At 35.2% G+C, this 14,799-nt stretch carries 12 protein-coding genes and 1 tRNA gene; 6 read left to right on the forward strand and 7 right to left on the reverse strand.

The annotated features are described in order from the left end of the window. Window positions 1-17: 17 nt before the first annotated feature. From bshB1 to dnaX, 3 genes are read right to left on the reverse strand one after another with little or no spacing between them, the layout of a single operon-like run. Window positions 18-788, reverse strand: coding sequence for a bacillithiol biosynthesis deacetylase BshB1 (gene bshB1, locus NZ923_04255; GenBank protein ID MCS7229233.1), 771 nt, complete (start codon window positions 786-788; stop codon window positions 18-20). Further along, complete coding sequence (locus NZ923_04260; GenBank protein ID MCS7229234.1) at window positions 785-1,759, reverse strand: PorV/PorQ family protein; 975 nt, start codon at window positions 1,757-1,759, stop codon at window positions 785-787. Before NZ923_04260 ends, bshB1 begins: the two co-directional genes overlap by 4 nt. Before the next feature lie 7 nt (window positions 1,760-1,766). Next, a complete protein-coding gene (gene dnaX, locus NZ923_04265) occupies window positions 1,767-3,512 on the reverse strand; it encodes a DNA polymerase III subunit gamma/tau (GenBank protein ID MCS7229235.1) in 1,746 nt (581 codons plus the stop codon). Window positions 3,513-3,761: 249 nt separating this feature from the next. Between dnaX and NZ923_04270 the strand changes: the two genes are divergently transcribed. Next, complete coding sequence (locus tag NZ923_04270) at window positions 3,762-4,529, forward strand: DUF6263 family protein (protein ID MCS7229236.1); 768 nt, start codon at window positions 3,762-3,764, stop codon at window positions 4,527-4,529. A 3-nt stretch (window positions 4,530-4,532) separates the two neighbouring features. On the opposite strand, the gene NZ923_04275 is transcribed toward NZ923_04270, so the two are convergent. Further along, a complete protein-coding gene (locus NZ923_04275) occupies window positions 4,533-5,297 on the reverse strand; it encodes a glycerophosphodiester phosphodiesterase (GenBank protein MCS7229237.1) in 765 nt (254 codons plus the stop codon). Then, window positions 5,294-6,469, reverse strand: coding sequence for a class I SAM-dependent rRNA methyltransferase (locus NZ923_04280; protein ID MCS7229238.1), 1,176 nt, complete (start codon window positions 6,467-6,469; stop codon window positions 5,294-5,296). The genes NZ923_04275 and NZ923_04280 overlap by 4 nt, the downstream gene beginning before the upstream one ends. Before the next feature lie 103 nt (window positions 6,470-6,572). Here NZ923_04280 and NZ923_04285 point away from each other — a divergent pair. Then, window positions 6,573-6,646 (forward strand) — tRNA-Pro (locus NZ923_04285). Between the two features lie 10 nt (window positions 6,647-6,656). On the opposite strand, the gene NZ923_04290 is transcribed toward NZ923_04285, so the two are convergent. Together NZ923_04290 and NZ923_04295 are read right to left on the reverse strand one after the other, a co-directional pair. Further along, window positions 6,657-7,070, reverse strand: a complete 414-nt coding sequence (locus NZ923_04290; protein MCS7229239.1) for a DoxX family protein — start codon at window positions 7,068-7,070, stop codon at window positions 6,657-6,659. A gap of 35 nt (window positions 7,071-7,105) precedes the next feature. Further along, the gene (locus tag NZ923_04295) at window positions 7,106-9,379 is read right to left on the reverse strand and encodes a hypothetical protein (protein ID MCS7229240.1); all 2,274 of its coding nucleotides are present in this window, start codon (window positions 9,377-9,379) and stop codon (window positions 7,106-7,108) included. Between the two features lie 127 nt (window positions 9,380-9,506). Between NZ923_04295 and NZ923_04300 the strand changes: the two genes are divergently transcribed. The 4 genes from NZ923_04300 to NZ923_04315 all read left to right on the forward strand — a co-directional run bounded on the left by NZ923_04300 (window position 9,507) and on the right by NZ923_04315 (window position 14,799). Next, window positions 9,507-13,169 (forward strand): PAS domain S-box protein, encoded by a 3,663-nt coding sequence (locus NZ923_04300; GenBank protein MCS7229241.1) that lies wholly within the window; start codon window positions 9,507-9,509, stop codon window positions 13,167-13,169. A 3-nt stretch (window positions 13,170-13,172) separates the two neighbouring features. Continuing rightward, on the forward strand, window positions 13,173-13,571 hold the full coding sequence (locus NZ923_04305) for a response regulator (protein MCS7229242.1): 399 nt from the start codon (window positions 13,173-13,175) through the stop codon (window positions 13,569-13,571). Then, the gene (locus tag NZ923_04310; protein ID MCS7229243.1) at window positions 13,564-14,235 is read left to right on the forward strand and encodes a response regulator; all 672 of its coding nucleotides are present in this window, start codon (window positions 13,564-13,566) and stop codon (window positions 14,233-14,235) included. Before NZ923_04305 ends, NZ923_04310 begins: the two co-directional genes overlap by 8 nt. A gap of 177 nt (window positions 14,236-14,412) precedes the next feature. After that, complete coding sequence (locus NZ923_04315; GenBank protein ID MCS7229244.1) at window positions 14,413-14,799, forward strand: hypothetical protein; 387 nt, start codon at window positions 14,413-14,415, stop codon at window positions 14,797-14,799.

Genomic DNA, 14,799 nt, shown 5'->3' on the forward strand with positions numbered 1-14,799 from the left:
ATACAAGTTTTTTTGTTTTAACTTCGCTCTGGCAAAATTACGCTGTCTATTCCATTTAATCCTATAGGGCTTAGCGTTAAAAATGGTTCTCCGTATTTTCGTCCTATCATCTGTCCGAAGAAACGAGCTTGAGCAATGAGATACTCTTTAAAGTCCGCCGTGCTCAAAAGAGTTTCATCTGCATTTAACTTTACAGATGGATTAAAAAACTGTGATTTGTAACATTCAATGACTTTCATCTTTTTCTCAAACACATCGGATATGTCTATGATCAAGTTTGGGATGAACTGTTGATAAAAGTATTGCACATAGAAGAAAATTTTCTTCGGGCGAAATGCTTCTTGTTCTTTCCCATTTAATTTTGTTTTTAACTTAACAAGCCCTGAAAGATACCATGCTTCCCGGACAAGTTTGCTCGTGTTTTCGTGGTCCGGGTGTCGCTCAATCCAATATGGAGCGAAAATTATTTCGGGTTTGTATTTTCTGATTATTTTTATCAGCTCAATTTTGTTTTTTTGAGTGACTTCTATCCCACCGTCTGGTAGTTTAAGATTCTCACGGATGCTAACGCCCATAAGAGATGAAGCTTCCTTTGCTTCTTTTGCCCTCATTTTCTCATCCCCTCGTGTGCCAAGCTCTCCTCGGGTAAGATCAAGAATCCCAACGGGATAATTTTTTTGTGTTAATTTTATTATCGTTCCACTACAGCTTAACTCTATGTCGTCTGGGTGAGCTGCGATCGCAAGAGCGTAAAGTTTCATAAGCTCAAGGTTTGTTTGATGTTTCAATTAATTGAAAATTTCAAGGAAACTCTATGCGTGTTTCCAAGTTCCGAACTAAATCTTGCAAATGAATAATCAATATCAAGGCGATTTAATTTAACTCCAGCGCCAAGCGTAAATTCTCCGTTTTCTGTGAAACCGGATCTAACCGAGAGCAAATCTTTAAAAGTATATTCACCACCGATATTTATGTCAAAACTTACGAAGTTCGTCCCAAGGAAAGCAGTTTTGTTTCTTCCTTCAAACCTTGTTATTAAATCAAGCGACGGTGTTAATCTTCCCCATAAAATTTCAAATTCTCGGCTTATTCCAGTTATCAAAGATGGAACTACAAGTTCGTTTTTACCTGTGTTCCATATTATAAGTGTTGAAGTTATGTCTTTCACGACGAGCCCAAGTGAGAAGTTTGAAACTTTAAATTTTACACCTGCATCAAATCCAACGCCTATCCCAGAGTTTTTTTCAATTTTTCTATAGATGAACTTTACATTACCACCAAATGAAAATTTTTCATTTGAGCTTTTCGCAAATGATGTTATCACGATCCAATCGGATGATGAAACGAATGTGATCTTGTTGGGATCAATTCGGTCAAACTCGGGATTAAAAATCCCATCACCATTGTTGTCAAGAAGTGCCCCTTCTGTATATGGTATATCGTCAATGCCGAGACGAATGATTGACAAAGCAAATGATAAAAAGTTTGTCGGTTTTAAAGCAAGTCCGAAGTAATCGTGATTTAATATTCCAGCAAATCTTTCATCGTGCATCAAGATTAATTGAGTGTTTGATGATAATTGGGCAAGTCCTGCTGGGTTCCAATATCCAGCAGTTACATCGTTTGCAACGCTTGTAAATGCTCCTCCCATTCCAAGCGCTCTTCCACCAACACCAATTGACATAAATTCACCAGCATATTTTGAAAACTTGAAGCTATTTGAAAAAGCAATTGAGATAGAGAAGAGATACAATATCAAAAACAAATTAATCAATCGGTCGTGCGCCGAGATTTTCAATAAGCGCTTTGACAAATGGGGACTCATTCATAAGTTTTTTTAGTTTTAAATCAGGGCTCTTTTGAATAATTTCGTCCTTGAAATTTTGAACATCGCATATCAAAACATCAATATCAAGTTCAGCGTTGCATATCTTTGAAATTTCCCTTCTCAAAAATCCTATGTCTTTTCTTATCCATTCAAGGTGTAAATCTGTGGCTGTTCCAATTTTAATCTTTGTGTCTTTCATCTCAAGTGGATATGAAAGTTTAAGCGCGGTCGCAAGATTGAGATTGTAACTTTGTGCTTTGTCTGCTATCTCATCCCATTTCTCGCGAATTAAATTTAAAATTTTTTCTGGGTCGTCAATTTTTTGTTGCTCTAATCTTTGAAATGATTTCGTTTCGTATTTTGCGAGCGGATCTTGGAATAATTTGTTTATTTCTTGAATATCATCGTGTTGAAGTTGTGAAGGTTCATTCTTTTTAGATTCGGATTTTATATTTTTTTCGGTTGAGTAAGTTAAGATTTCGGATTTGTTCCCCCTTTTCGGGGGATTGTTAAAATTTTCAGACGAAGAACCTCCAGATGAATTAAGTGAGTTTTCAATTTTCTCAATCTTTGAGATCAGCTCTTGAATTTTAACTGTGCTGTCAAGCGATGCAAGTTGCGTTATGACCATTTCAAGCTTTAGTCTCGGCTGAGGTGTCCATCTTATGGTGATTTCTGCATCGTTGACAATTTTAAGCATCCTTAAGATATCGGATTCATTAAAATTTTTCGCTTCGTTCATATAGCGAGTTTTATAATACTCCGTTGCTTCAATTAATTCAGCCGATTTTGTTGTTATGGCAACCAAAAGATTTCGCAAGTGCTCTGATAAACCGCTCAAGAATTCTTGAAAGTCGTAGCCGAGTTTGATTATTTCATCAACGAGTTCAAATCCAGCTTTTATATTCTTCTCCTTAACTATGTCGGTGACCTTGAAGAAAACTTCCTGATCAATTATGTTTAATGCTTTTATTACATCATCAAATTTTATCTTCTCACCACAGAATGAGACGACCTGATCAAAAATGCTCAAAGCATCACGCAATGAACCATTGGCTTTTTTCGCAATTGTAAAAAGTGAATCGTCATCAATTTGAATTTTATCTTGTTGCGCAATAAGTTTTAATCTTTCAATGATCTTTTGGATTTCAATTCTTCTGAAATCAAATCTTTGACATCTTGATAAAATCGTTGATGGGACTCTATGTGGTTCGGTAGTCGCAAAGATAAATAGAATATGCGGTGGGGGTTCTTCAAGTGTTTTCAAGAGGGCGTTGAAAGCTTCTTTCGTAAGCATGTGAACTTCGTCAATGATATAAACTTTATACTTCGCTTTAGTCGGGGTATATCTAACGGATTCTCGTAAGTCACGCACCTCATCAATTCCTCGGTTTGATGCACCATCAATTTCAAGCACATCAATGCTTCTTCCGTTTGAAATTTCAAGGCACATTTCACATTCATTGCAAGGTTCATAATTTTGCGGATTTAAGCAGTTTATTGCTTTAGCAAGTATTCTTGCAACTGTTGTTTTGCCAACTCCACGGGGACCAGCGAAGATATATGCGTGAGCAACGCGCCCAAGTTTGAGAGAATTCAAAAGAGTTGCAGTAACATGTTCCTGACCGACAACTTCATTAAATCTTGTAGGTCGCCATTTTCTTGCGGTTACGAGATAAGTCATACCTTAACCTTGCCTATTATTTTGAAATCAATATAATAAAAATTGAAAAATTGAGCAATTTGATCCTTGAACGCAGGAGCTTTAGATGTTTTGGTTTTTTCGCTTTTATTGCTCCTAAAATTTTGACATCATTTGATTTTTTTGCCATTTGTGTTAAATTAACAAAAAAATGATTTTAAAATGCGGAAATTAGTTTTACTATTAGCGTTTGTTTTTGTTCTTGTTCAATTCTTATCATCCCAGGAGATTTTGCTCAGATATCAACCGGAGAAGGGCAAAAAATTTGCCTATTCTTTTTCAACCGATGGGACCATAACGCAAACCGTTATGGGGGTGGAACAGACGATAAATTTAAATACGAAAATGACAATTCACTATTTAGTTCAAAATATAGCATCTAACGGAAATGTTGAACTTATAATTTCAGTTGATACAATTGAGACGAGGATGAAAACGCAAGTGTTACAAATGGATACAACGCTGATTTTGCCCGTCGGATTTAAGTTTAGACAGGTGATTGATAAATTTGGTAGGGGAGTAAGTTTTGAAATTCTTGAGATAAAACAACAAAGATTGCTAAGTGGATTTGGAGAAAACTTGGACAAGCGTCAATATACTCACGCGGTCATCTTCCCTGAAAGAAAAATTAAACCGAATGACAGTTGGAATTTCTCTTATGCCGATACAACTATTTCTGATGAAGGACAAGCAATTGTAAAGACAAGTGGGAAATACACTTTTGAGGGAATTGAAACCGTAAACCAAATAAGATGCGCAAGGTTGAAGGTTGACGCAAATTTTGCAATATCTGGGCAAGGAACTATACAAGGTATGAAATATGGACTTGAAGGTGAAGGTAAAAATGTCGGGACATTGTGGGTAGATCTCGGGACTGGAATTGTAGTTCGTTCGGATACAAACGCAGAAATTGAAACGGCGATGGGAATAAAGGGGCAAATTGAAATGACTTTGCCTATGAGTCAAAGGATGAGAACTGTTTTAAACTTGATAAGGTAATTGTTAGATATTGTTTAAAATTCTCTTCGCAAGGCGAACATCATCTGTGATTATGCCATCAACGCCAAAATTTATCATTCTTTTTATATCTTCGGGTTTATTTACTGTGTAAACGAAAATTTTAAAGCCAGCGCTGTGTATTTTCTTTACAAGATTTGGGGTTGTGAATTTGTAGTTGTGGATTAGAGCAACTGTGCCAAGATTTTTAAGCGTTTTGATAGGATTGAAATACACCGGATAATGATATAAGAAGGCGGTAGGGATTTCATTTGTTAGTTTTTTAATCTTTTTGAGAATTCTTGGGTCAAATGAACTGATTAAAACTTTATCTTCACATTGTTTCTCAAAAACGATAGCAAGAACTTTTTCCGTGATCCTGTCCTTAAGAGATGAGCTTTTTATCTCTATATTGATTGGAACCTTTTTAGCGAAAAGCTCTAAAACTTCTTCAAGTGTTGGGATTTTTTCTCCCTTGTATTTTGGATGAAACCAACTCCCTGCGTCAAGTTCTCTCAAAAGCCAAAGGTAAAGATCCTTTACTTTTCCTGTGCCGTTTGTTGTTCTGTTAACTTTTGCATCGTGGATCACAACAGGGGTTCCATCTTTTGTGATGCGAACATCAAGCTCAATCATATCCGCTTTATGACGAAGCGCGATCTTAAATGCTGAGAGAGTATTTTCCGGAGCAATTGCCGAAAGACCACGATGCGCAATCAAAAGAGGAGAGCCGGATTTGAAAAATTTCTCAAAAGCTTCTTGAGATTTCATTTCAAGACCTCAAGGAAGATTGTTTTCAAATAAAGAGTTTCTGGCATTTGAAGAACCCAAGGATGATCCTCTGGTTGAAATGTCACATCAATTACTCTTAATTTCCTCCCCAAGTCATTGCTTGCAAATCTTATTGCCTCCTGAAGCATTTCAAGCGATATATGATAAGCACAAGATGAAACCATAATTTTACCACCTGGTTCAAGCATTTTAAGCGAGTTTAGAATTAATTTGTGAAAAGCCCATTTGACACCTTCTGCGCCTCGTTTTGTTTTTGTCATAGCTGGTGGATCAATGATGATAAAATCAAACTTTTCGCCAGAGCTTGCCATTGATTCAATAGTTTCAAAGGCATCCGCAGTTAAAAAATTCACTTTATCACTTAATTTATTTATCTTTGCATTTTCTCTTGCCAAATCGGTTGCACTTCTATCCGAATCAACGCCAATTACATTTGCTCCAGCGCTTGCGCAATAAATGCTAAAGGCCCCTGAATAACAAAAAAGATCAAGAACTCTATCACCTTTACCTATCATCTCCTTAACCTTTTTCCTATTGTCGCGCTGATCAAGGTAAAATCCTGTTTTTTGTCCGTGGTGCAAGTCAACGATAAATTTCAAAGCGTTCTCTTCAATTTCAGTGTATCTTGGAACATGCCCATAAAGTTCACCAGATGAAATTTCAAGTCCCTCTTCTTTTCTTGATTCCATATCGCTTCGCTCATATATTCCCGAAACTTTCAAAATATCGGTTAAAATCGTAACTATTTCGTGCTTGAAATTTTCTATCCCTGCTGTCCTTGTTTGAAGTATGAGATAGTTGTTAAATTTATCTACGATAAGCCCAGGGATCTCGTCAGCTTCTGCATGAATTAGGCGAAATGCATTTGATTTAATTTTTAATTTTTTTCTTCTATCAAGCGCTTCTTTTATTTTGCTTCTGAAAAAGTTTGCGTTGATTTTTTCGTTATTTTGCGTTAGAATTCTTGCAATTATGTGTGATTTAGGGTTGAAAAATGCTTTTCCAAGGAATTCACCAGTTGAACTTTTTACATCAACTATTTGGACAGGTTCGTTTTTTAGTTTTTCAAAATTTTCTATTTCGTCCCTAAATATCCAGAGGTAAAAGTTTTTTATTTTTTTCTCCTTACCTTTTTTCAAGGTGATTTCCATTCAGGCAAGTCCCAATCTTTTAGTTTCATTTTGAAAATTTTTGACTTTTTATGTAAAACTTGATTTTTCCAGTTCGTTTTGATATATTTGTATCTGAATTTATCGGGGCGTAGCGCAGATGGTTAGCGCGCTTGCCTTGGGAGCAAGAGGTCCCCGGTTCAAGTCCGGGCGCCCCGACTCTTTTTACTTAGAATTTTCCTTTCCTTATTAAACCATCAACTGAAATCCCCTCACCACCTTTAAAAATAAACACAAGGGCTATCAGGAAATATAAGGCAGCTAGTTCAAATCTCATATCCGTTATAAGATGTCTGTAAACCGCAACAGCCATCGTAATACCAATGAAGATTGCTGAATATCTTGTAAATAAACCGATCGCGAGCAAAATTCCTCCAACGAACTCTGATAATGTAGCAGCAAGAGCGAAAAGTTCTGGAGCTGGAAAACCAATATCTTTCACTGTATTCAAAAATCTCCATTCATTTCCCTTGACAAAATATCCAAATGCTGATTTGGCTTTGCCAAGACCATGAAAATATGAAAGCATTAAACCAGAACCAAAGCGGAATAAAGAAAATATTATATTTGATGCCCTTGACATTGAATTAATCCTTTTTGGTTTTTAAGATAAAACTTTCAAAAGAAAATTTCAACCTGGTGAACTTTTCCACAACCACAAACAGGTAATTTGTTGTCAGTTAGTTTTTGGGCATCAAGTTTTACATAAAATTCACCTGTTCTGCTATATTTAAACTCGTAAACACAATTTCTGTAAATTCTTTTAACATAGATTTCGTCCCACTCATCCGGGAAAGATGGTTGCGTAATGTAAATTCCATCGTAATCTGGCTTGATCCCGCAGATGTATTCAAGAAAGGATTTGAACATCCAAACGGATGAGCTCGTAAGCCAGGTAAAGGAAGCCTCGCCGAAATGTGGTGAATCTTTACCGCAAATATATTCTGGATAGAGAAATGGCTCGGCTTTATATCTTTTATCATTTAGAAATTTTAAAGGTAGAAGTTTGGTGTAGACCTCAAAAGATTTTCCCTTGAACACATCTGAAAGAGTTGAAAAAGCCATTACAGCCCAAGCGTTTGCAGTGATTGAAAAACTTGCGTTTTCTTTTTCACCAGCTATCAATCTTGTCGTTATCCCAAGTTTATCATCCGGTGTTGTATAAGCAGGATCAAGTAAAAGAAAACCATATGTTGATTCAAGAAATTCAATTGCGGAATTTAAACATTTGATTTTTATGTCTTTATCGCAAACATCGCTTAACACAGCCCATATCTGTGGCTCAAGGTAAATTTTGCCTTCCTTTGAGAAATAACTTCCAATTTTTTCACCGTCTTTTGTAAAACCTCTTATAAACCAACCTGCATTGTTGAGTTTTTTATACTCCTCATAGCAATGTCTATTTATAGCATTTCTGATGTTCTCTCGCTTAACTTTGTATTTTTCAACATCAATTTCTAAAAATTCATTTAACTTTATCCACTCATTTAGAGCATAAAGTAAGATCAAACTTGTAAGAGTTGACTCAATGGATTCGCTTGATAGTTTTTCAAGGATAAGTTGATGATTCCCGCTTTGGCCGAGAACAAAATCTATTCCTCTTTTCAAATGTTCGTATATTGAACTGTTTTCCTCTGAATCGTAATAGTTTAAATTCTCTTCTAAAACTTTAAAATTGCCTGTTTCTTTTAGGTATTCAAATGTTGCAATGCAAAGCCACAATGGATTATAAGTATCGTCTGAATGTGTTGAAAAATTATTAAAAGGATTGAATCTATCGCAAGTTTTTCCATTTGAGAGTTGAAATCTGAAAAGATATTTAAGTCGCTCTTTACAAACATTATGATTTATGGGCAAAATTCCGATAATTGATTGAACTGAATCTTTATAGTTTACCATATCAGAACCAGATGTGTAACTGTTTGCTGAATGTCCGCCCAAGTAGAAATAAATCAGATTTTGATATTTATTCCATCGGTTTATGAAAAGATTTATGTTTTCATCGGGTGTTTTTACTTTCACACCTTTTTCAAATAGCTCATCTCGGTAAAAGGAGAGCATTTTTTCAAAGTCATTTTTTGCAATTTCAATTTTCGCTTCAGATTTTGTTCTTTCGTTCAAAACTCCCAACGCTATTAGAATTTCTTTTTCGTCAGCATTTTCAATTTGAATATCATGCTGAAAGGAGAAGATCGCTTCTCTTCCATTTGCTATTGATTCAAAACACCAACCTTCTTTCACAGCTTGTGGAAGTTCAATTGTCCCGTTTCCTATAAATGCTGATTTCAGACAATCAAATGATTCGGGAGTTGGCTCGGATGAAAAAAAGACGGTCTTATTCCAAAGATTGTTTGTCGCAAAGAGCTTTTGATTATTTACCCAGGTTTTGATAAAAAGTTCTTGGTGATATGGTTCAAGGATTGAAGAGCGTAAGTCACCAAGCGAAAGTTCCACGGCTGAAAAAACTTTTAAGTTCCTTTTTTCACCTGATTCGTTTCTTATTTTCACAAACCAATATTCAAGATCCTTGTCAATCGGGACGAAATAGGTGATTTCGCAGTAGATTTTATTTTTTAATGATTTAATTTTCAAATAGCCAATTCCAAAACTAACTTTCCAAAAACTAAATTCGTAAACTTTCGGTAGGTTAATACACCAACTTTCTTCTGTCAAAGTGTCTCTTATGTAAATAAAGCGTCCAAGTTGCGAGTTTATCTTCGGAGCCCATTTGAGGATAGAATTAAATGTTGGGTGTTCATAAAAGCTATGCCCTGTTCCATTATACAAGACAAGCGAAGTATATTTTCCATTTGTAAGTATAATTGACCAATCGGTGTTTGGGATTTCTTCAAGCGTTATTTCTCCGCTTTCAAGGTTCAGGCTTCTTTTCATAAGCAGTTGCAATTTTTAGTGAATATGTTTAAATTTTGTGTTGTAATAAGTTATTGAAAATGAGTGAAATTTTGAAAAATCTTTCGCATTTTCAAAATTTTGAGGTGAAACAAAAAGTTTAAATCTGATGGAATTAAAGATCGGCTCGGAGGAAAAAGGAGGAAAGTATCGTAGGGTAATGGTTGTTTTAATGTATGTTTTAATCACTGCTTTAATTTCAAATTTTATTGCGTTTATCACCGAATGGATTTATAGAGGTATAGTTAAAAATGTTTTTTATTTTGTAGCTCCAACCGTTATTGGTGTATTTCTTGGGATTGCGTTTGCAATTTTAAGATTTTCAATTGAGCGGAGAATTGATGAAACGAAAAGATTTTGGGAAAGCATTTTTCAATCTACTGTAAATGGTATAATTTTAACTGATTTGACTGGCAAGATAAAGTATGCAAATAGTTATGCTATTAATTTTCATGGTTACACGCTTGATGAGATAAAGGAATTTTACATTTTTGATCTTGTCGTTCCTGATTTTATTGAGATTGTTCGTGAATATATTAGAGATATAGTTGAAGGCAAAGGACATGAGGTTTTTGAAGTTGGATTTCTAACGAAAAGTGGTGTTGTTAAGTATGCTGAGTTGAGCGGACAACTAATAAAATATGGGGCAACAGAGTTAATTCAATTTGTTGAGGTTGATACGACTGAGAAAAGACGTTTTGAAGATGAATTGATAGAAGCAGAACGAAGATATAGAGAACTTTTTGAGAATGCAGTTATCGGGGTTTACAGATCAACTCCAGATGGTAGAATAATTGATGTGAATCCAGCATTTGTTAGAATGTTTGGCGCAAAAGATAAGTTTGAGATATTGCGAAGAAACGCTTCTGAATTTTATGTTAACCCAGAGGATAGAGATAAATTTATTCGTGCTTTGGAAATTTCTGATTCAGTTTCAAATTTTGAGAATCGCTTGAAACGACTTGATGGAAAAGAAATATATGTCCGTGAGCATGTCAGAGCAGTTAAAGATTCCATTGGGAATGTTCTTTATTACGAAGGTATGATAGAGGATATAACAGGGCAAAAGATATGGGAAGAAAAATTAAAAGAGTCGGAAGCGAAATATAGGACTCTCGTTGAAGGTTCTCTTGTTGGGACATATATTTTTCAAGATGGCAAGTTTAAGTTTGCCAGCGGGCAAATTGTTTCAATTCTTGGATTCAAAAGCGAAGAGATACTTGATACGAGAACAATCCTTGATTTCGTCCATCCTGATGATAAGAGAAGAGTGATGGAAATGTTTGCTTTAGGCTTAAAAGGGGATCTCCCGATGGCAAATTTTTCATTCAGGGTCTTAAAGAAAAACGGTGAAATTGCTTGGGTTGAAGTCCTTAACAATATCATAACTTACAACGGTAAGCCCGCAATTCTTGGAACAATGCTTGATATAACCGATAAAGTAAAGGCGGAACAAAGAAATCGTATTCTGTCAAACTTATTACTTAACCTAAATGATGCTGTTGTTATAACTGATGAACAAGCGAACATACTTGAGGTAAATGATGCCTTTTGTAGAATTACAGGCTACTCAAAAGATGAGGTAATTGGTAAAAATCCAAGGATTTTAAAATCGGGGCTCCATGAGCCAGAGTTTTATAAGGATATGTGGGAATCAATTTTAACTAAGGGTTACTGGTCTGGTGAAATAATAAATAAAAAGAAAAATGGTGAGTTTTATTTCGCTTTTCTTTCAATTACATCTGTCAAAGATGAACTTCACGGGGTAACATATTATCTTGGGATTCAATCTGATATAACGGAAAGAAAGAAAATAGAGGAGCAGATAAGGTATCAAGCAAATCTACTTGAGAATGTCAATGACGCTATAATTGCAGCGGATTTAAATTATAGAATAACTTCCTGGAATAAGGCAGCTGAAAGGATGTATGGATATAAGTCCGAAGAAGTTATAGGAAAGGAAATAAGTGAAGTTGTGCCAGTGGAGTTTCCAAATTTATCAAGAGATGAGGTTAGAAAGATAATCCTTGAAAAGGGATTTTGGAAAGGTGAAGCGATCCATTACAATAGATTTGGTGAGAAAATTTATGTGAGTTCATCTATTACGGTTTTGAAAGATTCTCAAGGTAATCCAATTGGAACAGTCGGGATAAACCGCGATATAACTGAGCAGAAAAAAGCTGAGGAAAAGTTAAAACTATATGCTGAACAGCTTGAGATTGCAAACGCGCAGCTCCAGGAATTGAATAAGCTCAAGAGTGAATTTCTTGCAAACACATCGCACGAATTAAGGACCCCGTTAAATTCAATTATTGGATTTTTGAACTTAATAAAAGAAGGGTTATATGAAAATCATGAAGAGATGATGAAATTCGTTGATAATGCTTTGATGAGCGCAAGGCATCTTTTGAACATAATAAATGACATACTTGACATCGCAAAGATAGAGGCAGGTAAGCTTGAACTTAACATTGAAGACATTGAGGTTTCGGAACTTCTCTATGAGGTTTGGACATTATCCCATGTTCAAGCGGAGCAGAAAAAGCTTGAATATAAATTCATTTATCCAGAGCGTAATGTTTTTATAAGGGGAGATAGAAACAGGTTAAAGCAAATCCTTTTAAATTTAATTGGAAATGCAATTAAGTTTACACATAAAGGAGGTATAACGGTAAGAGCAGAAGTTTTTGAGGAAAAAGGATTTTGCCAATTTACAGTTTCAGATACAGGTATAGGGATTCCGAAAGAAAGGCAAGCAAAGCTTTTCCAAAAGTTTGTGCAAGCAAACGGGACAACTACAAGGAAATATGGTGGCACAGGGCTTGGACTTGCGATTACTAAAAGTTTGGTGGAATTAATGGGTGGAATTATAGATCTTTACAGCGAGGGCGAAGGGAAAGGAACAACCGTAATATTTACGATTCCTTTATCTGGAATTTCATATGGTGAAAAATTTGAAATTGAATCAGGAAAAATTTATGGCGACTCTGGTCTATTGATCCTTGCCGTGGATGATGATGCAAGATTTGCTAACTTTTTGAAAACATTTCTTGTAAAAAATTCGTTTAGATTTGTTTGGGCAGCCAACGCCGAAGATGGATGGAACTATATTTTAAAACTTAAACCAGATGTTTTAATACTTGATTATGCAATTCCATATAAAGCTTCCGCTTTGATAAAAAATGGATTTGACCTTGTTTTAAAGGTTTATGATACACCTGAATTTCAAGATACACCAGTTATAATTTTGACGGGGCATCCACAAAAGGTAAGGGAATTGTTGAAACTTTCCTTTATCAATTTCCAACCAAATGTTCTTGAAAAACCGATTGAGCCAAATTATCTTTTGAATTTACTTAGACAGTATGTGAAAGAAAAGGATGAGGTTAATATCTTACTTGCCGATGATGATGCAAATATTGAGATTTATTTGAGGAAAATCTTGCCTGATATATACAAGATTGATTATGCAAAAAACGGCAGAGAAGCGATAGAAAAGATAAAGACAAATAATTACGACATCCTTCTTCTTGATTTGATGATGCCAGAAGTTAACGGTTATGATGTTATAAGAGAGCTAAGGTTAAATAAACTTGCACCTGAACTTCCAATACTTGTCATAACTAATTTCCCTGACCCAGCAACTGAGGAGGAAAGGGAACTGTTATCAAAGAGTATGGGGATAATTGTTCTTGATAAAAGCGAGCTTAATTTGGATCCTGGCAAATTAATTGATTTGATAAACAAACAAATCAAAATAAAGCAAAGGTAAATAATGCCTCACATTCTTGTCGTTGAGGACGATATTATGAGCGCGCAACTTTTTGAGATAATTCTAAAACGAAAAGGTGGATTTGAGGTAACTGTGACTGACGATGGCCAGAAGATAATTGAATTGATAAAATCTGGTAGCGTTGATTTGGTAATAATGGATGTCTCGCTTCCTGGGACATTTGTAGATGGTGTCCAAGTTGATGGGCTAAAGTTAACAAGGATGATAAAAGAAAATGAAGCGACTGCTAAAATTCCAGTTATACTTGCAACTGCCCATGCGATGCGAGGAGACGCTGAAAGATTTCTTGAGGAAAGCAAAGCTGATGATTATATCTCAAAACCAATTAGTGATCATAATTTTTTAATTCAAAAAATTAAGGAGTATTTGAAAAGTGAGTGAGGAAACGAAAGGAAAAATTTTAATAGTTGAGGATGATCAAAGCTACGCTGAAATCTTAAAAAGGGTGATAGCAAAGAATGGATACGATGTCAAACTTGCTTATAATGGAATTGATGGTTTTAATCAAATGATGGAGTATAAACCAGATATAGCCATAGTTGATTGGATGATGCCAGGGATGTCTGGAATTGAATTAGTTAGAAAGATCAAAGAAGACCAAGAGTTAAAATTTTCTTATGTTATAATGCTTACTGCAAGAGTTGAGACTGAGGACAAGGTGACAGGACTTGAAGCTGGAGCCGATGATTTTATCACCAAGCCCGTTGATTTCAGCGAACTTATCGCAAGAATAAAAGTTGGATTAAGGATAAAAGCGCTTCAATCTGAAGTAGCAGAACTTCAGCATGAAGTCGCGCTTTTAGAAATGGCAAGGACATTGGGACACGAGATAAATAATCCGTTGAATATAATTTATCTTTCAATTGAGCTTATAAATCGCTCTCTGAAAGATGGTGACATTGAGAAAATCAAGGAAAATCTATCTCGGGTTTTTCAAGCATCTGAAAGAATAAAAGAAATTGTTAATAAACTTATCTCTCTTCGTAAACCTGCCTTCAAAAATTATGTTGATGGCAAACGAATGCTTGACCTCAGTGGAGAATAAATAACCCTATCAAAATTACCTATCCTTTTTGTAATTTTTACCAACTATCTTGTGCTTTTCAATAAAAATTTCTTTGTGATTTAAGCAAATTCAAGGTCAATTTTTTATGTTTTATTACTGGCATATTAATTGAAGTCTCAATCTTGTGAGATCGTTAAAACTTAAAAGTTTCCGGTAATGTCCATTGTTTGCAAAATACTAATTTATACGAACGACGCAAATTTTAAAGATAAAATGAGCAAAGTTTTTGAAAATGGAAAATATGTGATAAAAGTTGTGGAAATGTTTACTGATGTCGTTGAAGTGTTGCATTTTGAGCTGTATGATGTGTTAGTGATTGAAACGGAATTTTTGAGTGAAATGAATGAACTTTTGAAAATTGCAGATAACATTTTGCTTGGTATACCGATAGTTGTCGCTTGTGGTGAGGATGGATTGAGGGTTGAGAATGGGAATAATTCAAAATTTTACTTCTTGAACAAATTTGCTGAACCAGAAGAATGGAGGAAGGTAGTTCAAATGGTTGTAAGTGAGAATTATACCATAAACATTAAGGAGATTTGA

Source organism: Candidatus Kryptonium sp., from assembly GCA_025060635.1.
GTDB lineage: Bacteria > Bacteroidota > Ignavibacteria > Kryptoniales > Kryptoniaceae > Kryptonium.

Bases quoted from the DNA above. Each gene is read 5' to 3' on its own strand.
- NZ923_04275 (MCS7229237.1), bottom strand. From the start codon at position 5,297: ATGAAATCTCAAGAAGCTTTTGAGAAATTTTTCAAATCCGGCTCTCCT.
- NZ923_04300 (MCS7229241.1), top strand. From the start codon at position 9,507: ATGGAATTAAAGATCGGCTCGGAGGAAAAAGGAGGAAAGTATCGTAGG.
- NZ923_04305 (MCS7229242.1), top strand. From the start codon at position 13,173: ATGCCTCACATTCTTGTCGTTGAGGACGATATTATGAGCGCGCAACTT.
- NZ923_04295 (MCS7229240.1), bottom strand. From the start codon at position 9,379: ATGAAAAGAAGCCTGAACCTTGAAAGCGGAGAAATAACGCTTGAAGAA.
- dnaX (MCS7229235.1), bottom strand. From the start codon at position 3,512: ATGACTTATCTCGTAACCGCAAGAAAATGGCGACCTACAAGATTTAAT.
- NZ923_04290 (MCS7229239.1), bottom strand. From the start codon at position 7,070: ATGTCAAGGGCATCAAATATAATATTTTCTTTATTCCGCTTTGGTTCT.
- NZ923_04315 (MCS7229244.1), top strand. From the start codon at position 14,413: ATGTCCATTGTTTGCAAAATACTAATTTATACGAACGACGCAAATTTT.
- NZ923_04280 (MCS7229238.1), bottom strand. From the start codon at position 6,469: ATGGAAATCACCTTGAAAAAAGGTAAGGAGAAAAAAATAAAAAACTTT.